The organism is Burkholderia sp. Bp9143, assembly GCF_003853645.1.
Lineage (GTDB): Bacteria > Pseudomonadota > Gammaproteobacteria > Burkholderiales > Burkholderiaceae > Burkholderia.
Window position 1 is genome coordinate 15,553 of the sequence record NZ_QTPO01000035.1, and the last position, 21,411, is coordinate 36,963.

Genomic DNA, 21,411 nt, shown 5'->3' on the forward strand with positions numbered 1-21,411 from the left:
GTATGGCAGGTGAAGCTTCATTCTACTGCAATGCGGCAATTGCGCCGCCCGCCTGCCCCGCCGCTGCCGCCACCCGCCTATGCGCAGAACGCCTCGATCAGCGCCGCGATCTGCTCCGGCTGGTCGTGATGGACCATGTGGCCGGCATCCTCGACGCGCTTTTCGCGCCAGTCGGGGAACGCGCCGAAGCGCGCCTTGAACTCCGGCAGCGGGATGTCGCCCGCGATGTAGGCGAGCGTCGGCGAATTGACGGCCTCGACGTGCAGCACCTTCGCGCGTACCTGCTTCCAGACCGCCATCACCTCGTCGAGCCGGTACAGTTGCGGGCCCGCCATCTTGTGCGCGGGGTCCGCCAGCAGGTGGTAGAGGCCGTCGTCGCCGCGCTTCGACCAGTGCGCGGCGAGGAACGCGGCGCGGCGCGGATCGAGCCGCGGATTGGTCTTGATCAGCCGGGCCGCCACGTCGTCGAGCGACGCATACGGACGCAGCACCGGCGGCTCGCGCAGCTCGTCGAGCCAACCACGCAGCCGGCGCGGCGCCTGCTCGGCCCGCGCGGGGGCGAGCCCGAACCCTTCGAGGTCGACCACGCGCCGCACCCGCTCCGGCCGCGCGCCCGCATACAGGCACACGACGTTCGCCCCCATGCTGTGTCCGACCAGGTTGACTTCGCCGGTCGGCGCATAGTGGTCGACGAGCGCATCGAGATCGCCCAGGTACTCGTGAAACCAGTAATGACCGCCGCCCTGCCGTGCGACCGGCCAGTCGGACAGGCCGAAACCGCGCGCATCCGGCGCGATCACCTGCCAGTCGCCCGCGAGCGCGTCGACGACGAACTGGAACGATGCCGCGACGTCCATCCAGCCGTGCAGCATGAACAGCGTCGGCGCATAGGGCCGGCCCCAGCGCCGCACATGCAGCTCGACGCCGCGCACCGTGACGAAATCGGAAACAGAACTCGAAGCATTCATTGCAGCCGCCAAAAAAAGAATGATCGTTCGATTATAGCGATGACGCTTCCGTTCCGGTGGCCGGCAGTCGAGTCAGTTCTCTAGCGACGGGGAGCCGATGGCACGCGGAACTGGCGCATCGGGCGCCGCAGAAATGGCGCCGAATGGTCGTGTGGCCGGCGGGCGACAGCTTTCGCCCGTCCGTCGGAAGCCGGCGGCGCACGGTCGCCCTAACCCGCCGTCTTGCCGTCCGCCGCGTCCTGCGCGGCGAGTTCGTCCAGCTCCGCCTGCTCGAATCCCGCGGTGCGGCGCGCGTCGAAATTGAACGGACCGCGCAGCCGCGGCGCATGGTACTGCTCGGCAAGCTCGCGGTAGGTGGGAACCGGATCGCGGCCGGTCGCGTCGCACAGGTGCCGGAACCAGCGGTTCCCGATCGCGACATGGCCGATCTCGTCACGCAGGATCACGTCGAGGATCGCCGCGGACGCGTCGTCGCCCGCCTGCACGAGCCGCGCGCGGATCGGCGGCGACGCGTCGAGCCCGCGCGCCTCGAGCGTGCGCGGCACGAGGGCCATCCGCGCGAGCACATCGGCCTTGGTCCGCTCGCACATCTCCCACAGCCCGTTGTGCGCGGGGAAATCGCCGTACGCATGCCCGAACCCGGCCAGCCGGTCGGACAACAGCGTGAAGTGATAGGCCTCCTCGGCCGCGACCTTCAGCCAGTCCGCATAGAACGCGTCCGGCATCCCGGCAAAGCGCCACACAGCGTCGAGCGCGAGGTTGATCGCGTTGAATTCGATATGCGCGAGCGCGTGCAGCAGCACCGCGCGCCCCGCGGGCGAGCGCATGCTGCGGCGCTCGAGCTGGCGCGGCTCGACGAGCGGCGGGCGCACCGGACGGCCGGGCAGGTCGACCGGTTCGTCCAGGTCGAGCGCCGGCGCGATCGCGGCCTGCCCGGCCAGCAGTGCATCGTACAGCGCGCGGACCTGCGCGGCCTTCGCGGCCGGCTCGGACACCCGCAGCGCGTCGAGCGCGGCGCGGCGCACGCAGCGCGGCGCCACGGTGAAAGAAGAAGGCTCCATGCTCATCAAACGGGGGCACCGCCCGCGCGCATCGCGGGAGCGCATGCACGCGACGGTTTACAATATGCGTTTGTGCCGTAACGCGATGCGCCCGGCACGCCAGACGCGCCATTCTACCGGCGCCCTTCATCGAAGAGACCAGGAGACTCCGTGACGATCTACAAACTGGGCGAGACGGCCCCGACGATCCACGAAAGCGTATTCGTCGCCGATACGGCGGCGATCATCGGCAAGGTCGTGCTCGAGGAAAACGCGAGCGTATGGTTCGGCGCGACGGTTCGCGGCGACAACGAGACGATCACGGTCGGCACCGGCAGCAATGTCCAGGAAGGCGCGGTCCTGCATACGGACCCCGGTTTTCCTCTGACGATTGCCGAAAACGTGACGATCGGGCACCAGGCGATGCTGCACGGATGCACGATCGGCGAAGGTTCGCTGATCGGGATTCAGGCGGTGGTCTTGAATGGAGTGGTCATCGGCCGCAACTGTCTGGTCGGAGCCGGCGCGGTCGTGACGGAAGGCAAGACGTTCCCGGATAACTCGCTGATTCTCGGCGCCCCGGCGAAAGTCGTGCGCGAGCTGTCGGCAGACGACATCGCGCAGCTGCGCGCAAATGCGAAGTCGTACGTCGAGCGGCGTGCGCATTTCAAGGAGCAACTCGTGCGGATCGGGTGATTCGCGCGGATTTCAAGGAAGAAGAGTGAGCGACCAGTTACAGAAATTCATGTTCAATTCGGCACCCGTGCGCGGCGAGATCGTGTCGCTGCGCAACACGTGGCAAGAGGTGCTTTCCCGCCGGGACTACCCTGCCCCGGTGCGCACGGTGCTCGGCGAGATGATGGCCGCGTGTGCGCTGCTGTCCGCGAACCTGAAATTTCACGGCACCCTGATCATGCAGATCTTCGGCGACGGGCCGGTCCAGATGCTGGTCGTCCAGTGCGGCTCGGACCTGTCGATGCGCGCCACGGCCAAGTTCGCCGGCGACGCGGCGCAGACGATCGGCGACGACACGCACTTCGCGTCGCTCGTCAACGCGAGCGGCCACGGCCGTTGCGTGATCACGCTCGACCCGGCCGAGAAGCTGCCGGGCCAACAGCCGTACCAGGGCATCGTGCCGCTGAACGGCGTCGACGGTCCGCTCGAATCGGTGTCGCAAGTGCTCGAACACTACATGCACCACTCGGAGCAGCTCGACACGCGGCTGTGGCTCGCGGCCGATCACGACCGCGCGGTCGGCATGCTGCTGCAGAAGCTGCCGGGCGACGGCGGCATCGTGCCGCGCAACGCCGAGACCGACACCGACACCTGGGAGCGCGTCTGCACGCTCGGCGGCACGCTGTCCGCGAAGGAACTGCTCGAGGTCGAACCGGAAGTCGTGTTCCGCCGGCTGTTCTGGCAGGAAAACGTGCAGCACTTCGACCCGGCCGGTACGCGTTTCCAGTGTTCGTGCTCGCGCGAGAAGGTCGGCGCGATGCTGCGGATGCTCGGCCGCGAAGAAGTCGACAGCGTGATCGTCGAGCGCGGTCACGTCGAGATTCACTGCGAGTTCTGCAACCAGCGCTACGAGTTCGATCCCGTCGACGTCGCGCAGCTGTTCGCCACCCCGGAACTCGCGACCGGCATCACGCCCGCGACCGACCAGCGTCACTGAGCCGCGCTGCGCCGCGCGTCCGTGCTCGCCATGCGAGTGCGGGCGCATAATGACGACGAGCGTCGCACGCACGGCTCACGCGCCGCAGGTCCCGCCTTCGGCGCAAACCGCTTTCCACTGTCGGCGCGCTGCTGGAGAAACACATGAATCGCCCGTTCCGCACCCTCGTCCTGACCAGTGTCGCAGCCGGCACGCTGACCCTCGCCGGCTGCGCGGTGCAGCCGCCTTCGTCGACGATCCTGAGCCGCCTGCCAGAACCGGGCGCATCGGGCGGCCAGCCGCCCGCACTGTCGAGTGCGGAGCGCAAACGCTACGACGAAATCGACCGGCAGGTGCTGCGCGAGCAGAACGATGCGATGGCGGCCGAGGCCGCCGCGCGCGCCTGGGCGTATTACGCGCCGCCGCCCATGACGGTCTACGGCAGCTATTACGGCGGTGGTTGGGGCAACCGGTGGGGCACCGGCATCGGCTATGGCTACGGTTACCCGGGCTGGTGGTGGTGACGCGTCATCGCGTCGACCGAGCCGATTGACGACTGGCAGGAAATAAAAAAGCGCGGCATTTCCCGCGCTTTTTCAATGGTTCGGACTCCCGCGCTCAGTGATGCGCGGTCTTGCCCCTCTCGCCGCCGTGATGCCGCGACGGCTTCGCGATCGATTGCGGGTTCGGTACGACACGCACGGGCGCCGCGGACACGGTGCCGCGCGTCGACGTGCTCGAAGGCGTGTTGTTCAGCGGCCCGGCCTGCGCATTCGGCGACACGAACTGCACGAATACTTCACCGTCCTTCACCATGCCCATCTCGTAGCGCGCGCGCTCCTCGATGGCCGCGGTACCGCCTTGCAGATCCTGCACTTCGCCCGCGATCCGTTCATTGCGCAGCTTCTCGTCCGCATTCTTCTGCAGCTGATCGCCGAGTTGCTGACGCAATTCGTGCACCCGCAACCAGCCGCCGTGTCCCCACCATAGGGGGTACTGAATGAGCGCCAGCAAGGCAATCAGGACGACAGTGACAAGCCGCATGTAAGAGACGCAGATATAAGAAGCGCCGCTCCGCGCGACATGCACAGAGCGGCGTCGAGATGACGAACCCGATAGTAGCGCGTTAGCGCAGGTTGTAGAAAGCCGATTTGCCCGGGTAGCTCGCGATATCGCCGAGATCTTCCTCGATGCGCAGCAGCTGGTTGTACTTCGAGATGCGGTCGCTGCGCGACAGCGAACCCGTCTTGATCTGACCGGCGTTCAGGCCGACCGCGATGTCCGCGATCGTCGAATCTTCCGTTTCGCCCGAGCGGTGCGAGATCACGGCCGTGTAGCCCGCGCGCTTCGCCATTTCGATTGCCGCGAACGTTTCGGTCAGCGTACCGATCTGGTTGATCTTGATGAGGATCGAGTTCGCGATGCCCTTCTCGATGCCTTCCTTCAGGATGCGCGTGTTCGTGACGAACAGGTCGTCGCCGACCAGCTGCACCTTCTTGCCGAGGCGCTCGGTCAGCAGCTTCCAGCCTTCCCAGTCGCCTTCGTGCATGCCGTCTTCGATCGACACGATCGGGAACTTGTCGGCGAGCGTCGCGAGGTAGTCGGTGAATTCGGCCGACGACAGTTGCAGGCCTTCGCCCGCGAGCTGGTACTTGCCGTCGTGGTAGAACTCGGATGCCGCGCAGTCGAGCGCGAGCAGCACGTCTTCGCCCGCACGGTAGCCGGCCTTCTCGATCGCCTGCAGGATCGTCGACAGGCACTCGTCGTTGCTGCCGAAGTTCGGCGCGAAGCCGCCTTCGTCGCCGACTGCCGTGCTCATGCCGCGGTCGCTCAGGATCTTCTTCAGTGCGTGGAACACTTCCGCGCCGCAACGCAGGGCTTCACGGAACGTCGGCTGGCTCACCGGGACGATCATGAATTCCTGGATGTCGAGGCTGTTGTTCGCGTGCGCGCCGCCGTTGACGATGTTCATCATCGGGACCGGCAGTTGCATCGCGCCCGAGCCGCCGAAGTAGCGGTACAGCGGCAGGCCGGCTTCTTCAGCCGCTGCCTTCGCGACGGCCATCGACACGGCCAGCATCGCGTTCGCGCCGAGGCGCGACTTGTTGTCGGTGCCGTCCAGCTCGAGCAGCGTCTTGTCGAGGAACGCCTGTTCCGACGCGTCGAGGCCCATGATGGCTTCGGAGATTTCGGTGTTGATGTGCTCGACAGCCTTCAGCACCCCCTTGCCGTTGTAGCGGCCGGCTTCGCCGTCGCGCAGTTCGATCGCTTCACGCGAGCCGGTGGACGCGCCCGACGGCACCGCCGCGCGGCCCATCGTGCCCGATTCGAGCAGCACGTCGCATTCGACGGTGGGGTTGCCGCGCGAATCCAGAATCTCGCGGCCGATGATATCTACGATTGCACTCATGGGTTTCCTCTGAGAATGACGATGGATTCTTCAAACTGCGACGGCATGCGTGCCGACACTGCTTACGCTACTGACGCGCGAAGCCGTCGCAAGGTTCATTCGATCTTTAGTTGAAATCGTTTTCCAGGAACGGATTGCGCTTCACCGCCTGGTCGAGCGTGACGAGGGTCTCCAGCAGCGCGCCCATCCGGTTCAGCGGCACCGCGTTCGGGCCGTCTGACTTCGCCTCGGCCGGATTCGGGTGCGTTTCCATGAACAGGCCTGCAACACCCGTCGCGACCGCGGCACGCGCGAGCACCGGCACGAATTCGCGCTGGCCGCCCGAGCTCGTGCCCTGCCCGCCCGGCAGCTGCACCGAGTGGGTCGCATCGAACACGACCGGCGCGCTCGTCTCGCGCATGATCGCGAGCGAACGCATGTCGGACACGAGGTTGTTGTAGCCGAACGAGACACCGCGCTCGCACGCCATGAAGCGGTCTTCCGACAGACCGGCTTCACGCGCCGCGTCGCGCGCCTTGTCGATCACGTTCTTCATGTCGTGCGGCGCGAGGAACTGGCCCTTCTTGATGTTGACGGGCTTGCCCGAGCGTGCGCACGCCTGGATGAAGTCGGTCTGGCGGCACAGGAACGCGGGCGTCTGCAGCACGTCGACGACCGACGCGACCTGCTCGATCTCTTCGATCGAATGCACGTCGGTCAGCACCGGCAGGCCGAGCTGGCGCTTCACCTCGGCAAGGATCCGCAGCCCCTCGTCCATTCCAAGGCCGCGAAACGACTTGCCCGAGCTGCGATTCGCCTTGTCGTAGGACGACTTGTAGATGAACGGAACGTTCAGCTTCTCGCAGATCTCCTTCAGGCGGCCCGCCGTGTCGATCGTCATTTGCTCCGATTCGACGACGCAGGTACCCGCGATCAGGAAGAAAGGCTGGTCGAGACCGACCTCGAAATCGCACAGCTTCATGCTTACACTCCGCGCGCTTGCTTGTTGGCGAGCGCGGCTTCGACGAACGACTTGAAGAGAGGATGACCGTCACGCGGCGTGGACGTGAATTCCGGGTGGAACTGGACGCCGACGAACCACGGGTGCATCGAGCGCGGCAGCTCCATCATTTCCGGAAGATCCTCGCTCGGGGTACGGGCGCTGATGATAAGGCCACCGGCTTCGAGCTGGGGCACGAAGCGGTTATTGACTTCATAACGGTGGCGATGGCGCTCGTTCACGTCCTTGCCATAGATCTCTTCAGCCATCGTGCCGGGCTTGATCGGGCAGCGTTGCGAGCCGAGGCGCATCGTGCCGCCGAGATCGGATTCCTCGGTACGCGTCTCGACCTTGCCTTCACGGTCGTACCACTCGGTGATCAGCGCGACCACGCGTTCCGGCGTTTCCGGATCGAATTCCGTGCTGTTCGCCTGCTTCAGGCCGACGACGTCGCGTGCGAATTCGATCACCGCGAGCTGCATGCCGAGACAGATGCCGAGGTACGGCACCTTCGACTCGCGTGCATAGCGGATCGCCGCGATCTTGCCTTCCGTGCCGCGACGGCCGAAACCGCCCGGCACCAGCACGGCGTCGAGATGCTTCAGGCTGTCGACACCGTTCGTCTCGATCTCTTCCGAGTCGATGTACTCGATGTTGACCTTGGTCGACGTGTGCAGCGATGCGTGGCGCAGCGCCTCGATCAGCGACTTGTACGACTCGGTCAGATCGACATACTTGCCGACCATGCCGATCGTCACTTCGTGCTTCGGATTTTCCAGCTTCTCGACGAGCTCCGACCACATGCTCAGGTCGGCGTCCTTCGGCGACAGCTTCAGTTCCTCGCAGATGATCCGGTCGAGGCCCTGGTCGTGCAGCATCTGCGGAATCTTGTAGATGCTGTCGGCGTCCCACACCGAGATCACGGCGTCTTCCGGCACGTTCGAGAACATCGAGATCTTCTTCGATTCGTCGTCCGGGATGCGGCGATCCGCACGGCACAGCAGCACATGCGGCAGGATGCCGATCTCGCGCAGCTTCTGCACGCTGTGCTGGGTCGGCTTCGTCTTCAGCTCGCCGGCCGTCGCGACGTACGGCACGAGCGTCAGGTGCACGAAGCACGCGCTGTTGCGGCCGAGGCGCAGGCTCATCTGGCGTGCGGCCTCGAGGAACGGCAGCGACTCGATGTCGCCGACCGTGCCGCCGATCTCGACGATCGCGACGTCCGGCTCGCCGCAGGTGGCCGATGCCGCCCCGCGCTCGATGAACGCCTGGATTTCGTTCGTGATGTGCGGAATCACCTGCACGGTCTTGCCGAGATAGTCGCCGCGGCGTTCCTTGCGGATCACCGATTCGTAGATCTGGCCGGTCGTGAAGTTGTTGGCCTTGCGCATCTTCGTGCTGATGAAGCGCTCATAGTGGCCGAGGTCGAGGTCGGTCTCCGCTCCGTCTTCCGTCACGAACACTTCGCCGTGCTGGAACGGGCTCATCGTGCCGGGGTCGACGTTGATGTAGGGATCGAGTTTGAGGAGGGTGACTTTCAGACCGCGCGATTCGAGGATCGCGGCGAGGGAGGCGGCGGCAATACCCTTGCCGAGGGAAGAAACTACGCCGCCGGTGACGAAAACATATTTGGTCATCGCTGGATGCTCGCGGGAAAAACGGATTATACCGTAAAGCCCGCCCTTCTCTCAGCAATTGGCGCGATGATCCCGCCCTTTCGCGCTGTGCCGCGCCAGCCGTGCGCGCCGGGGCGAACCGGCCCGGCGGGCGGTGCAGCCGCGCACGCCGGATGCGGCGCACCGGACCGGTGCGTCAGGCGCTTTTCGCGAGCGCCGCGCTGTCGCGCGGCACGCCGCCTTCCGCCGCTTTCAGCGAATTGAGCATCCGCTGCAATGCACGGGCCGTCTCGATCGGCCGCTCCATCGGGAACAGGTGGCTGCCCTCGAGCCATTCGATGCGCCCGCGCGCCGCGCGGCGCGTCGCATCAAGCCCGACCTGCCGCACTTCGCGCGAGCGCGTGCCGGCGAGAAAGCCGAGCGGCACCGGCGCGCCGTGCGCGAGCCGCGGGCCGAGCGTATGCGGCAATGTCCGGTAGATCAGGTATTCGACCTGCCGGTCGAATGCGAGCGCGCGTTCGCCGTCGGCGCCCGCCTGCGGAATGCCGTAGTCGATGTAGTCGGACAGCATCCGCTCGTCCCAGCGCGCGAACGCGGGTTTCTCGTGAAAGTGTCGCCAGACTTCGTCGCGGCTCACCCAGCGCGTGCGCCGGTTGCGCGTCGCGGCCGCCGGCGACAGCCGTTCGTCGAGCCCGGCCCACTGGCTCGCGCGCAGCGCGCCGGCGCGCCATCCCGCGATGATCGGCGAATCGATCATCACCACGCCGCGCACCCAGTGCGGTTTTTTCAGCGCGGCCATCAGCGACAGATAGCCGCCGAGCGAATGGCCGACGAGCCAGACCGGGCGCTCGTAGCGGCTGCCGATGTCGTCGAGCAGCTGCTCGACGAGATGCGGCCAGTCGCGCGTCACCGGGTAGCGACGGTCGTGACCGATGCGCTCGATGTAGCGCAGCTCGTAGTCGTCTGACAGCTCGGCGAAGATCGTCCGGTACGTCGAGGCCGGAAAACCGTTCGCATGCGAGAAGTGGAGGATGTCCTTCAAACGCCAATGTCTCCTTTGTCGACGGGAGTTAGTGCTTTAGCACTTACTCCGGCCCCATGCTTCGCGGTCGACCGGAGCTGGTGCTTCAGCACGTGGCCCGGTCGCTTCTATCCTGACGCGCGCCATCGCACCGATCACCGGTCCATCCAGTACCGTCGCTGCGCATCGCGATAACGCTCGAACGTGAAACCGCCGCCCGCCGGCGCGACGTCGAACCGCACGGCCCCGTCGCGATCGGTGCGCGGCAGCGGAATCCCGCGCGCGTCGTAGCGCGCGAGGACCGTCCGGTGCGGATGACCGAAGCGATTGCGATAGCCTACAGGAAATACCGCGACGCGCGGCCCGACCGAATCGAGGAAAGGCTCGACCGACGACGTGCGGCTGCCGTGATGCGGGACGACGAGGATCTGCGCGGCCAGTGCGTCGCGTGCGTCGGCCATTAGCCGGCGCTCGGCGCGTGCCTCGATGTCGCCCGTCAGCAGTGCCGACGTGCCGCCCGCGTCGATGCGCAGCACGCACGATTGTTCGTTCGACGGGCCCGCGCCCGCCACACGCGGCGGCCAGAGCATCGTGAAGACGACGCCGTCCCAGGTCCACCGCTGCCCGGCCGCACAACGCAGCCGGTCGGCGACGCCAGCCGCCTGCGCGTCGCGCCACAGCCGGTGCCGCGGCGCAATGCCGGCAAGCAGCTGGCGGACCTCGATGGCCGCATAGACGGCCGCCGCACCGCCCGCGTGATCGGCATCCGCATGACTGAGCACGAGTGAATCGACCGTCCGGATTCCGCGTGCACGCAACGACGGCCCAACGATCCGCGTACCGGCATGGGTCGACTCCGCCCCCGGCCCCGCATCGAACAGCAGCGTCCGGCGTGCGGTCTCCACCAGCACCGACGCGCCCTGCCCGACGTCGAGCACGGTCAGCCGGAAGCCGCCGGGCGGCGGCGCATCGGGCGCCGGTACGACCAGGGGCAGCCATGTCATCGGCGCGGCCCAGCGCAGCGGCCAGCCGCGCGGCATCAAGACCCACGCGACACCCACGCACGCAAGCGCCAGCACAGGCCAGTCCGGCATGCGCAGCCAGAACACGCCGGCCGGCCAGTCGGCGAGGTACCGAAGCAGCGCCATCATCGGTTCGAGCGCCGCATGCGCGAGCCGGAATGCATACGCGTCCAGCGGCGCGGGCAACCCGATACCGGCGAGCACGATCGGCGTCACGACGGCGCTGACCCACGGAATCGCGAACGCGTTGCCGAACGGGCCCGATACCGAGATCTGAGCGAACCACGCGGCCGTCAGCGGCGCGAGACCGATCGTCACCGCGTACTGCACGCGCGTCGCCTCCGCGATACGGCGCCCGGCACGGTTGCCCCAGGCGCACAGCAAGCGCCAGCGGTCGACCGTGGCGGTGCCATCCACCGCACTGTCGTCACCATCGTCGAATTCGCGCGCCGCGCGCCAGCCCGCGACCGCCATCAGGATCACGGCGACCGCACCGAACGACAGCCAGAACCCGGCCGACAGCACCGCCCAGGGATCGGCAAGCAGCACGCCGCCGAGCGCCGCACACAGCACGGCGGACGTCGGCACGCTGCGTCCGGCCAGATAGGCTGCCGCCCCGGCCGCGATCATCCACCACGCGCGCTGCGCCGGCACGTTGAAGCCGGCAAGCGCCGCATAGCCGGCGGCGGCCGTCAGCGCCGCCAGCGAAGCCACGTAGGGCACCGGCATCGCGAGCGCCGCGGCATGTCCGCGCCAGCGCAGACGCCGCCAGACCATCGACACGATCCCGCCCGCGATCGCGCCGACGAGCCCGACATGCAGGCCCGAGATCGCGACCAGATGACTCGTGCCCGTATTGCGCAGCACGCGCCAGTCGTCGTCGCCGATGCCGGATTGATCGCCGACCGCGAGCGCGGTCACGATGCCGCGATGGCGCGCGCCGCTGCCGAGCGCGTCGCCGATACCGGTACGCAGCGCGTCGCGCAGCCGATCGATCGACGCGCGCCATCCCGACGCCCGCGCTTCGAGCAGTTCCGCCCGCTCGGGCGCGACCACATAGCCGATCGCACGAATGCCCGCGGCGAGCCAAGCCGCCTCGCTGTCGCGCACGCCGGAATTCGCCTCGGCGTGCGGGCGCTTCAGGCGCACGACGAGACGCCAGCGCTGCGTGGCGCGCAAATCGGGCATCGTGTCGCGTGCGGCGGGCGCGCCGTACGTGCGCCACGACAACCGGATCACGGGAGGAAAACGGGCCAGCCCCGCATCGTTCGATTCGACGGCAAACAGCAGCCGCGCGCCGGTATCGTCGATCACCGGCAATCCGCTGATCACGCCCGTGACGACGATGTCGCGCCCTTCCCGCTCGACGGGCAGACTGTCACGCAGCCGCCATTCGGCGCGCGCGGCCGCATAGCCGAATCCGATCGCGCAGGCGGCGCTTGCGCAGAGCACCCACCGGAACGCGACGATCGCGCGGGTTCGACGGCGCCGCGCGCACCATGCGAGCAACGCGCCGCAACCGGCCAGCACGACCGCCCCGCCCACCCAGCCGCCCGCGCCCGGCAACGCCGCCTGCCGCTGCAGCACGACGACGCCAAGCGCGAACGCGATCCACCAAACGCGCATCGCGCCTCCTCGTCGACCTGGCGCCGCCGCTGTCGATACGGCGCCTTCCGGCAACGATTATGCGGACGAAAGTGCGAGGCGCGGCAGCGCGGCGAGCGCGTTAGCCGTTGTGGATAGGGACAGCGCGTGCGCGTCGATCCCGCGCAGTTCGGCGAGCACGCCGCCGATGCGCGGCACCTGGTCGGGTGCGTTGCGGGATCTGTACGCCCACTCGGGCGCGATGTCGGGCGCGTCCGTCTCGACGACGATCGCGTCGAGCGGCAACTGCGCGGCGAGCCGGCGGATCTGCAACGCGCGTCCGAACGTCACGTTGCCGCCGAAACCGAGATGCAGCCCCTGTGCGAGATACGCGTCGGCCTGCTGGAAACTGCCGTTGAACGCATGCGCGATGCCGCGCCGCACGCCGAAGCGGCGCAGCCCGGCCAGCACGCGATCCTGCGACTTGCGCACGTGGCACAGCACCGGCAGGTCGAATTCGCGCGCGAGCTTGAGCTGCCCCTGATAGAAGAATTGCTGCCGCGCTTCGTCGAGCCCCGGCACGAAGTAGTCGAGACCGATCTCGCCGATCGCGACGAAGCGCGGATCGTCGAGGCTCGCCTCGATCTCCATGCGCAGCCGGTCGAGATCCTCGTCGCGCGCGTGCGGCGTATACATCGGGTGGATGCCGAGCGCATAGACCGCGCCCGGCGTGCGCTGCGCCAGTTCGCGCACGGTCGTGAAATTGTCGCGCCCGACGCTCGGGATCACGATGCGCGACACGCCGGCCGCGCGCGCCGCCTGCGCGACCGCGTCGCGGTCGGCGTCGAATTCGGCGGCATCGAGATGGCAATGCGTATCGATCCACATGTCGGCTATCCTGCGCCCTCGCCGCAACGCCGGGACTCGCCCGGCGGCACGGTGGAGGCGTTCGTTCACACCGGCAGCGCCGGCTCCTCGTGCAGCACGCCGTCGCGCAGACGCATGATGCGGTCGCAGCGCGCGGCGAGCTCGGGATCGTGCGTGACGATCACGAAGCTCGTTTCGAGCGTCTCGGACAATTCGAGCATCAGGTTGAACACCGTGTCGGCCGTCGTGCCGTCGAGGTTGCCGGTCGGCTCGTCGGCGAGCACGCAGGCGGGCTTCGTCACCAGCGCGCGCGCGATCGCGACGCGCTGCCGCTCGCCGCCCGACAGCTCGCCCGGCCGGTGCTTCGCACGCGGACCGAGACCGACGCGCTCGAGCATCGCCTGTGCCTGCTCGCGCGCGTCCTCGGTCGTCATCCGGCGGATGCGCAGCGGCATCGCGACATTGTCGAGCGCGGTGAATTCCGGCAGCAGGTGATGGAACTGATAGACAAACCCGAGCGCGCGGTTGCGCAGCTCGTTGCGCTCGCGCTCGGCGAGCTGCGTAAACGGCTTGCCGAGCAGCGACACTTCGCCCGCGCTCGGTTCGTCGAGGCCGCCCAGCACGTGCAGCAGCGTGCTCTTGCCGGAGCCCGACGCGCCGACGACCGCCAGCTTCTCGCCGCGCCGCACCGTCAGCTCGGTGTTGTTGAGCACCTGCACGTTGAAGCCGCCCTGCACGAATGCCTTCGTGATCCCGCGCGCCTGAAGCACGTATTCCTGCATACCTGCCGAATCCTGTCTGATGGGTTGTCGTGAATCCGCGAATGCGGTCGCGCGGTCATTCATAGCGCAGCGCCTCCGCCGGCTTCACCTTCGCGCCTCGCCAGCTCGGATAGAGCGTCGCGACAGCCGACAGCACGAACGCGATCAGGCCGATCTTGATGACGTCGCCGGCGACGAGCTCGGACGGCAGCTCGCTGATGAAGTACACCGACGGCGGCAGGAACTGCACGCCGAACAGATGCTCGATCATCGGGATCAGCCACGGAATGCTCCATGCGATCAGGCAGCCGAGCGCGACGCCCGACGCGGTGCCGACGAAGCCGATCGTCACGCCCTGCACGACGAAGATCTTCATGATCGAGCCCGGCTGTGCGCCGAGCGTGCGCAGGATCGCGATGTCGGCCTGCTTGTTGGTCACCGTCATCACGAGCGACGACACGAGGTTGAACGCGGCGACCGCGATGATCAGCGTGAGAATGATGAACATCATCCGCTTCTCGATCTGCACGGCCGAGAACCAGGTCTTGTTCTGCTGGGTCCAGTCGCGAATGTACAGGCTGCCCGACAGCGTATGCGACAGCTCGACCGCGACCTGCGGCGCCTTCTGCATGTCGGTGAGCCGCAGCCTCACGCCGGTCGGCGCGGACATCCGGAACAGCGCCTCCGCGTCGCGGATATTGATCATCGCGAGCGTGCTGTCGTATTCGTAGTGACCCGATTCGAACACGCCGACCACCGTGAACTGCTTGAGCCGCGGCATCATCCCGGCCGGCGTGATCGTGCCTTCGGGTGCGACGAGCGTGACCTTGTCGCCGACCGTCACGCCGAGGTTGCCGGCAAGCGCATCGCCGAGCACGATGCCGAACTGGCTGGGCACGAGCGCGGCGAGCTGGCCCGCCTTCATGTCCTTGCCGATGTCCGACACCTGCGGTTCTAGCGACGGCTCGACGCCGCGCAGCATCACGCCGCTCACCGCGTCCTGGCGCGTGAGCAGCGCCTGCGCGTCGACGTACGGCGCCGCGCCGGTCACCGACGGATTGCGGCGCGCTTCCTGCGCGGTCAGTTGCCAGTCGGGCATCGAGCCGGTCGGCGAGAACACCTCGACGTGCGCGAGCACCGACAGCATGCGGTCGCGCACTTCCTTCTGGAAGCCGTTCATCACGGACAGCACGACGATCAGCGCCGCGACGCCGAGCGCGATCCCGAGCATCGACACGAGCGCGATGAAGGAAATGAAGCCGTTGCCGGTCGTGCGTTTGCCGGCGCGCGTGTAGCGCCAGCCGATCTGCCATTCGTACGGAAGTTTCAAGCGAATCCTTTCTACTGGTTACGGCGGGGATGGCGGCCCGCGCCCGGAGCCGTCCGGCGGCGGCCGGCGGCGGCCGGCCGCCCGGGCACGGTCGAAAAACGGTCGCCGGACGCAATCGGGCCGTCCACCGGCCCGATCACGCGCGCAGTTTGCCATACAATGCGCACCATCATGCACGACCGACGCCTCCATTTTCTCGTTCCGTTCGCGCTGCCGTCGGCGGCCGATGCGGCCTCGTCCCTGCACACGCTGGACAGCCCCGCGCTCGAAAAGTTGCTCGCCCGCGCAAGCCTCGTCGAGCGCGTGGCCGGCGAGGACTTCCAGCGCACGCTGCCGCACGAGCGCTGGCTGGCCCGCCAGTTCGGCGCGACCCAGGGCAACGCCGCGGACGAGGCGCCGCTCGCGCCCTACATGCTGCTGGCGGACGGCGGCGACCCCGGCGCGCACGCGTGGGCATGCGTCGAGCCCGTCCACGTCGAAATCGCACACGATCACCTGGTGCTCGTCGATCCGGCGGCCCTCGCGCTCGACGACGGCGACGCGGCCGCACTGCTCGCGGTCGCGCGGCCGCTGATCGAGGAACTCGGCGTACGGATCGAGGCGCCGAACCCGTCACGCTGGTACCTGTCGAGCGAACAGCTCGCCCGGCTCGCCGGCGCCGCCCCGCTGCGCGCGAGCGGCCGCAACATCGAGATCTGGCTGCCGCACGAGGCGCATACGGGCGAGCGCTCGCGGATGTGGATGAAACTGCAGAACGAAGTGCAGATGGCATGGTTCCAGCACCCGGTCAACGAGGCCCGCGAGGCGCGCGGCCTGCCGGCCGTCAATTCGATCTGGTTCCATGCGCAGGGCACGCTGAAGCCGGTCGGCAAGCCGTTCGCGCGTGTGCTCTCCGCGTCGCCCGCGGCCCTCGGTCTCGCGCGCGCCGCGCAAGCCGATGCCGGTGCGCCGCCGACCGCGTTCGGCACTCTGCCCGCCGCCGCCGGTGCGACGCTCGTCGAACTGCCGGCGCTGACCACCCCGTTCATCGAGCAGGACTGGGCACGCTGGCATGACGGACTTGCCGCACTCGAGCGCGATTGGTTCGCGCCCTCCCTCGCCGCGCTGCGGAACGGCGAGCTGGCCGGCGTCGAGTTCACGCTGTGCGGCGACACCAGCTCCGTGACGCTGCACGCGACGCGCGGCGACCTGCGCAAGTTCTGGCGCCGCCGCGCGCTGGCATCCCTGTTCGAATAACAAGCAGACCCCGTATGACCCGGATCGTTACCCGCCCCGTCGCGCCCGCCGACGCCGAAGCACTTGCGCGCCACGGCCTGCATCCCGTCCTCGCGCGCCTGTACGCGTCGCGCGGTGTGCAGTCCCCGACCGACATCGAGACGGCGCTCGCGCGCCTCGTCCCGCCCACCGAGCTGAAAGGCTGCGCCGACGCCGCGTCGCTGCTCGCCGACGCCATCGCCGACAACCGACGCCTGCTCGTCGTCGCCGACTACGACTGCGACGGCGCGACCGCGTGCGCGGTCGCGGTGCGCGGCCTGCGGATGTTCGGCGCGCGGATCGACTACCTGGTGCCGAACCGCTTCGAATACGGCTACGGGCTCACGCCCGAGATCGTCGAACTCGCGGCCGCACGCAAGCCCGACCTGCTGATCACCGTCGACAACGGCATCGCGAGCGTCGCGGGCGTCGAGGCCGCGAACGCACGCGGCATCGACGTGCTCGTGACCGACCACCACCTGCCCGGCGACGCGCTGCCCGCCGCACGCGCGATCGTCAATCCGAACCAGCCCGGCTGCGCGTTCCCGAGCAAGCACATCGCCGGCGTCGGCGTCATGTTCTACGTGCTGCTCGCGCTGCGCGCCGAGCTGCGCCGCCGCGGCGCATTCGCGAGCAAGGAGGCCGAACCGCGCCTCGACGGGCTGCTCGACCTCGTCGCGCTCGGCACTGTCGCCGACGTGGTGCGGCTCGACGGCAACAACCGCGTGCTCGTCGCGCAGGGGCTACAGCGCATCCGCAACGGTCGCATGCAGCCGGGCATCGCCGCGCTGTTTCGCGCCGCCGGGCGCGAGGCGCGCACCGCATCGGGCTTCGACCTCGGTTTCGGCCTCGGCCCGCGCCTGAACGCCGCCGGGCGGCTCTCCGACATGTCGCTCGGCATCGAGTGCCTGATCACCGACGACATCGGCCGCGCATGGGACCTCGCGCAGCAGCTCGACGTGATGAATCGCGAGCGCCGCGAGATCGAGGCCGGCATGCAGCAGCAGGCGCTCGCCGATCTCGCCGACGTCGATCCGGCCGACGCGTGCACGATCACGCTGTTCAACCCCGAATGGCACCAGGGCGTGATCGGCATCGTCGCCGGGCGGCTCAAGGAGAAATTCCACCGCCCGTCGTTCACGTTCGCGCACGCGGACGAAGCCGGCACGCGAGTCAAGGGTTCGGGCCGCTCGATTCCCGGCTTCCACCTGCGCGATGCGCTCGACCTCGTGTCGAAGCGCGAACCCGACCTGATCGTCGCGTTCGGCGGTCACGCGATGGCGGCCGGCCTCACGCTCGATACCGACAACGTGCCGCGCTTCGCGGCCGCGTTCGAGGCCGTCGCGCGCGAGTGGCTGTCCGACGACGCGCTCGCGCGCGTGATCGAGACCGACGGCGAACTCGAGGAAGCGTATTTCACGCCGCAGTTCGTCGGACTGCTCGACGAAGCCGTCTGGGGTCAGGGCTTTCCGGCCCCGCTTTTCTCCGGCGAATTCGACGTCGTGTCGCAGTCGCTCGTGAAAGAAAAGCACCTGAAGCTGCAACTGGCGCGCGGCCGCCAGCGCTTCAACGCGATCTGGTTCAACCACACCGAACCGCTGCCGGCGAGCGCGCTGATCGCGTACCGCCTCGTGGCCGACACGTGGAACGGCGTGACGCGCGTCCAGCTGATCGTCGAACACGCGGCCGGCTGAGCGCCGACCGCGCGACCGCCCGGCCCTTGGCCGCGCGCGAGCCGCATGCGCGCTGCGCCGAACGGGGCCGCGGCGCGCATGCAAGCACACTCCGCGTCACCGGGAAACCCCGCCGATCGGCTATAATTCCGCTTTTTTACGAAGCAAGAATAGCGAACGATCATGGAAGCGGAACGTCTCAACGCGATCGAAAGCTCCCTGCTCGACCTGCGCAACCGCGCGGGCGAGCTTCGGGGGTATCTTTGACTACGACGCCAAATCTGCGCGTCTGATCGAAGTCAACAAGGAACTCGAAGACCCGAACGTCTGGAACGATTCGAAGAACGCCCAGGCACTCGGCCGCGAGAAGAAGCTGCTCGAAGGCGTCGTCACGACGCTGACGGTGCTCGATAGCGACCTGCGCGATGCGCTCGACCTGTTCGAGCTGGCACGCGAGGAAGGCGACGAAGACACCCTCGTCGCATCGGAAGACGACGCGAAGCAGCTCGAAGCGCGCGTCGGCGACATCGAATTCCGCCGGATGTTCTCGAACCCGGCCGACCCGAACAACTGCTTCATCGACATCCAGGCCGGCGCCGGCGGCACCGAAGCGTGCGACTGGGCGTCGATGTTGCTGCGCCAGTACCTGCGCTACTGCGAACGCAAGGGCTTCAAGGCCGAAGTGCTCGAAGAGTCCGACGGCGATGTCGCCGGCATCAAGAACGCGACGGTCAAGGTCACGGGCGAATACGCATATGGCTTCCTGCGCACGGAAACGGGCATCCACCGCCTCGTGCGCAAGTCGCCGTTCGACTCGTCGGGCGGCCGCCACACATCGTTCTCGTCAGTGTTCGTGTATCCGGAAATCGACGACTCGATCGAAGTCGAGGTCAATCCGGCCGACCTGCGCATCGACACGTACCGCGCCTCGGGCGCGGGCGGCCAGCACATCAACAAGACCGACTCGGCCGTGCGGATCACGCACATGCCGACCGGCATCGTCGTGCAGTGCCAGAACGACCGCTCGCAGCACCGCAACCGAGCCGAAGCAATGGCGATGCTGAAGTCGCGCCTGTACGAAGCCGAGATGCGCAAGCGCCAGGCCGAGCAGGACAAGCTCGAATCGAGCAAGACCGATGTGGGCTGGGGCCACCAGATCCGTTCGTACGTGCTCGACCAGAGCCGCGTGAAGGACCTGCGCACGAACGTCGAAATGAGCAACACGCGAGCCGTCCTCGACGGCGATCTCGACGACTTCATCAGCGCGAGCCTCAAACAGGGCGTATAAGCGCCGCGGCGCGGCCCGTCCCGGCCGCGCCCCCTCGCCCTTCCCGTTTGCGTTGCCGCACCCACTCCGAATTCCGACCATCATGACCGAACCGACTCAAACGCAGCCCGCCGTCGCGGCGGACGAAAACCAGATCATCTCCGAACGCCGCGAGAAGCTGCGCGCCTTGCGCGAGCAAGGCATCGCCTATCCGAACGATTTCCGGCCGACGCATCACGCCGCCGATCTCCAGGCGACATTCGCCGACTCGGACAAGGCCGCGCTCGAAGCGAACCCGGTCGAGGTGTCGGTCGCCGGCCGCATGATGCTCAAGCGCGTGATGGGCAAGGCGAGCTTCGCGACGGTGCAGGACGGTTCGGGCCAGATCCAGTTCTTCGTGACGCCGAACGACGTCGGCACGGAAACCTACGACGCATTCAAGAAGTGGGATCTGGGCGACATCGTCGCCGCCCGCGGCGTGCTGTTCCGCACCAACAAGGGCGAGCTGTCGGTCCAGTGCAAGGAACTGCGCCTGCTGTCGAAGGCGCTGCGCCCGCTGCCGGACAAGTTCCACGGCCTCGCCGACCAGGAAATGCGCTATCGCCAGCGCTACGTCGACCTGATCGTCACGCCGGAAACGCGCGACACGTTCCGCGCGCGCACCAAGACCATCGCGTCGATCCGCAATTTCATGGACAACGCCGACTTCATGGAAGTCGAGACGCCGATGCTGCACCCGATCCCGGGCGGCGCCGCGGCCAAGCCGTTCGTCACGCATCACAACGCGCTCGACATGCAGATGTTCCTGCGCATCGCGCCGGAGCTGTACCTGAAGCGCCTGATCGTCGGCGGTTTCGAACGCGTGTTCGAGATCAACCGCAACTTCCGGAATGAAGGCGTGTCGCCGCGCCACAACCCGGAATTCACGATGATGGAGTTCTACGCCGCCTACACCGACTACCGCTGGCTGATGGACTTCACCGAGCAGCTGATCCGCCAGGCGGCGATCGATGCGCTCGGCACCGCGACGATCCAGTACCAGGGTCGCGAGCTCGACCTCGCGAAGCCGTTCCACCGCCTGACGATCACGCAGGCGATCCAGAAGTACGCGCCGCAGTACACCGACGGCCAGCTGTCGGACGACGCGTTCCTGCGCTCCGAACTGAAGCGCCTCGGCGTCGACGTGTCGCAGCCGGCCTTCCTGAACGCCGGCTTCGGCGCACTGCAGCTCGCGCTGTTCGAGGAAACCGCCGAATCGCAGCTGTGGGAGCCGACCTACATCATCGACTACCCGGTCGAAGTGTCGCCGCTCGCACGCGCCTCGGATACGGTGCCGGGCATCACCGAGCGTTTCGAGCTGTTCATGACCGGCCGCGAGATCGCGAACGGCTTCTCGGAGCTGAACGATCCGGAAGACCAGGCCGCGCGCTTCAAGAAGCAGGTCGAGCAGAAGGATGCCGGCGACGAGGAAGCCATGTTCTTCGACGCCGACTACATCCGCGCTCTCGAACACGGGATGCCGCCGACGGGCGGCTGCGGGATCGGCATCGACCGTCTCGTGATGCTGCTGACCGATAGCCCGACGATCCGCGACGTGCTGCTGTTCCCGCACCTGCGCCGCGAAGACTGACGGCCGTGCCCGCGTGTGCGCCGCGCCCCGCGGCGCGCACGCGCGTGCTTTGTAACCACGCGTAAATCCCGCCTGCCGGTGTCTGCCGGTTCTCGATCCCCCCCCGTTTTATCTCCTTGTCGCGACGGCCTTCTCCGGGTTTTCCCGGCAGCGACCGCCGGTTCCCCGCTGCAATTCGTTACACCTTGATACGGTGCGCCGCTCGCCCGTGGACGACACTCCTGTTGCGTCACCACGCATGACCACGGGACCAGAACGCGGCGCCGGAACGCCAAGTCTGCTCGCTCCCGAGCGTGGGATCCGGCCAGCGCCAACGTGCGAAACCGGGTCGACACCGG

Annotated in this window: 18 protein-coding genes; 7 read left to right on the top strand and 11 right to left on the bottom strand. The window is 67.7% G+C overall.

The genetic code is table 11. From position 1 onward, the window contains the following. Positions 1–77: 77 nt before the first annotated feature. Together DIE23_RS24720 and DIE23_RS24725 are read right to left on the bottom strand one after the other, a co-directional pair. Positions 78–968: an alpha/beta fold hydrolase gene (locus tag DIE23_RS24720; protein ID WP_124614525.1), complete on the bottom strand. Its 891-nt coding sequence runs from the start codon at positions 966–968 to the stop codon at positions 78–80. A gap of 209 nt (positions 969–1,177) precedes the next feature. Next, positions 1,178–2,035 carry a ferritin-like domain-containing protein gene (locus DIE23_RS24725; RefSeq protein WP_124614526.1) on the bottom strand — a complete coding sequence of 286 codons (858 nt, stop codon included), beginning with the start codon at positions 2,033–2,035 and terminating at the stop codon, positions 1,178–1,180. 144 nt (positions 2,036–2,179) lie between these two features. Here DIE23_RS24725 and DIE23_RS24730 point away from each other — a divergent pair, with 144 nt between their 5' ends. The 3 genes from DIE23_RS24730 to DIE23_RS24740 all read left to right on the top strand — a co-directional run bounded on the left by DIE23_RS24730 (position 2,180) and on the right by DIE23_RS24740 (position 4,183). Further along, entirely contained in the window at positions 2,180–2,704 is a 525-nt protein-coding gene (locus tag DIE23_RS24730) for a gamma carbonic anhydrase family protein (protein ID WP_124614527.1), read from the top strand. 25 nt (positions 2,705–2,729) lie between these two features. Continuing rightward, complete coding sequence (gene hslO / locus DIE23_RS24735; RefSeq protein WP_124614528.1) at positions 2,730–3,680, top strand: Hsp33 family molecular chaperone HslO; 951 nt, start codon at positions 2,730–2,732, stop codon at positions 3,678–3,680. A gap of 143 nt (positions 3,681–3,823) precedes the next feature. Beyond that, positions 3,824–4,183, top strand: a complete 360-nt coding sequence (locus DIE23_RS24740) for a hypothetical protein (RefSeq protein ID WP_124614529.1) — start codon at positions 3,824–3,826, stop codon at positions 4,181–4,183. Between the two features lie 94 nt (positions 4,184–4,277). Here the strand turns inward: DIE23_RS24740 and ftsB are convergent, their stop codons facing one another. From ftsB to DIE23_RS24790, 9 genes are all read right to left on the bottom strand, one after another. Then, positions 4,278–4,703: a cell division protein FtsB gene (ftsB, locus tag DIE23_RS24745; protein WP_124614530.1), complete on the bottom strand. Its 426-nt coding sequence runs from the start codon at positions 4,701–4,703 to the stop codon at positions 4,278–4,280. 82 nt (positions 4,704–4,785) lie between these two features. Continuing rightward, positions 4,786–6,069, bottom strand: coding sequence for a phosphopyruvate hydratase (gene eno / locus DIE23_RS24750; RefSeq protein ID WP_009689673.1), 1,284 nt, complete (start codon positions 6,067–6,069; stop codon positions 4,786–4,788). A gap of 106 nt (positions 6,070–6,175) precedes the next feature. Next, entirely contained in the window at positions 6,176–7,030 is an 855-nt protein-coding gene (kdsA, locus tag DIE23_RS24755; protein WP_124614531.1) for a 3-deoxy-8-phosphooctulonate synthase, read from the bottom strand. 2 nt (positions 7,031–7,032) lie between these two features. Continuing rightward, entirely contained in the window at positions 7,033–8,685 is a 1,653-nt protein-coding gene (locus DIE23_RS24760) for a CTP synthase (RefSeq protein ID WP_124614532.1), read from the bottom strand. 175 nt (positions 8,686–8,860) lie between these two features. After that, a complete protein-coding gene (locus DIE23_RS24765; protein ID WP_124614533.1) occupies positions 8,861–9,706 on the bottom strand; it encodes an alpha/beta fold hydrolase in 846 nt (281 codons plus the stop codon). A gap of 134 nt (positions 9,707–9,840) precedes the next feature. Next, complete coding sequence (locus tag DIE23_RS24775; protein ID WP_124614534.1) at positions 9,841–12,333, bottom strand: DNA internalization-related competence protein ComEC/Rec2; 2,493 nt, start codon at positions 12,331–12,333, stop codon at positions 9,841–9,843. A gap of 57 nt (positions 12,334–12,390) precedes the next feature. Continuing rightward, positions 12,391–13,179 carry a TatD family hydrolase gene (locus DIE23_RS24780; protein WP_124614535.1) on the bottom strand — a complete coding sequence of 263 codons (789 nt, stop codon included), beginning with the start codon at positions 13,177–13,179 and terminating at the stop codon, positions 12,391–12,393. 65 nt (positions 13,180–13,244) lie between these two features. Further along, complete coding sequence (gene lolD / locus DIE23_RS24785) at positions 13,245–14,003, bottom strand: lipoprotein-releasing ABC transporter ATP-binding protein LolD (RefSeq protein ID WP_392840290.1); 759 nt, start codon at positions 14,001–14,003, stop codon at positions 13,245–13,247. After that, positions 13,996–15,249 (bottom strand): lipoprotein-releasing ABC transporter permease subunit, encoded by a 1,254-nt coding sequence (locus tag DIE23_RS24790; RefSeq protein WP_124614537.1) that lies wholly within the window; start codon positions 15,247–15,249, stop codon positions 13,996–13,998. The genes lolD and DIE23_RS24790 overlap by 8 nt, the downstream gene beginning before the upstream one ends. 171 nt (positions 15,250–15,420) lie before the next feature. Between DIE23_RS24790 and DIE23_RS24795 the strand changes: the two genes are divergently transcribed. The 4 genes from DIE23_RS24795 to lysS all read left to right on the top strand — a co-directional run bounded on the left by DIE23_RS24795 (position 15,421) and on the right by lysS (position 21,073). Beyond that, entirely contained in the window at positions 15,421–16,485 is a 1,065-nt protein-coding gene (locus DIE23_RS24795; RefSeq protein ID WP_124614538.1) for a regulator, read from the top strand. Between the two features lie 14 nt (positions 16,486–16,499). Then, a complete protein-coding gene (gene recJ, locus DIE23_RS24800; RefSeq protein WP_124614539.1) occupies positions 16,500–18,197 on the top strand; it encodes a single-stranded-DNA-specific exonuclease RecJ in 1,698 nt (565 codons plus the stop codon). 162 nt (positions 18,198–18,359) lie between these two features. Further along, positions 18,360–19,464 (top strand): peptide chain release factor 2 gene (gene prfB, locus DIE23_RS24805; RefSeq protein WP_124614540.1). Its coding sequence is split into 2 segments (ribosomal slippage): positions 18,360–18,440 and positions 18,442–19,464, totalling 1,104 coding nucleotides; the frame shifts between segments, so codons are not numbered across the junction. A gap of 82 nt (positions 19,465–19,546) precedes the next feature. Beyond that, on the top strand, positions 19,547–21,073 hold the full coding sequence (gene lysS, locus DIE23_RS24810; RefSeq protein ID WP_124614541.1) for a lysine--tRNA ligase: 1,527 nt from the start codon (positions 19,547–19,549) through the stop codon (positions 21,071–21,073). Positions 21,074–21,411: the final 338 nt, after the last annotated feature.

Excerpts from the sequence above, each read along its gene's own strand:
- DIE23_RS24720 (WP_124614525.1), bottom strand. The coding sequence starts at position 968 with ATGAATGCTTCGAGTTCTGTTTCCGATTTCGTCACGGTGCGCGGCGTC.
- DIE23_RS24725 (WP_124614526.1), bottom strand. The coding sequence starts at position 2,035 with ATGAGCATGGAGCCTTCTTCTTTCACCGTGGCGCCGCGCTGCGTGCGC.
- DIE23_RS24740 (WP_124614529.1), top strand. The coding sequence starts at position 3,824 with ATGAATCGCCCGTTCCGCACCCTCGTCCTGACCAGTGTCGCAGCCGGC.
- ftsB (WP_124614530.1), bottom strand. The coding sequence starts at position 4,703 with ATGCGGCTTGTCACTGTCGTCCTGATTGCCTTGCTGGCGCTCATTCAG.
- eno (WP_009689673.1), bottom strand. The coding sequence starts at position 6,069 with ATGAGTGCAATCGTAGATATCATCGGCCGCGAGATTCTGGATTCGCGC.
- kdsA (WP_124614531.1), bottom strand. The coding sequence starts at position 7,030 with ATGAAGCTGTGCGATTTCGAGGTCGGTCTCGACCAGCCTTTCTTCCTG.
- DIE23_RS24760 (WP_124614532.1), bottom strand. The coding sequence starts at position 8,685 with ATGACCAAATATGTTTTCGTCACCGGCGGCGTAGTTTCTTCCCTCGGC.
- DIE23_RS24775 (WP_124614534.1), bottom strand. The coding sequence starts at position 12,333 with ATGCGCGTTTGGTGGATCGCGTTCGCGCTTGGCGTCGTCGTGCTGCAG.
- DIE23_RS24780 (WP_124614535.1), bottom strand. The coding sequence starts at position 13,179 with ATGTGGATCGATACGCATTGCCATCTCGATGCCGCCGAATTCGACGCC.
- lolD (WP_392840290.1), bottom strand. The coding sequence starts at position 14,003 with ATGAATGACCGCGCGACCGCATTCGCGGATTCACGACAACCCATCAGA.
- DIE23_RS24795 (WP_124614538.1), top strand. The coding sequence starts at position 15,421 with ATGCACGACCGACGCCTCCATTTTCTCGTTCCGTTCGCGCTGCCGTCG.
- recJ (WP_124614539.1), top strand. The coding sequence starts at position 16,500 with ATGACCCGGATCGTTACCCGCCCCGTCGCGCCCGCCGACGCCGAAGCA.
- lysS (WP_124614541.1), top strand. The coding sequence starts at position 19,547 with ATGACCGAACCGACTCAAACGCAGCCCGCCGTCGCGGCGGACGAAAAC.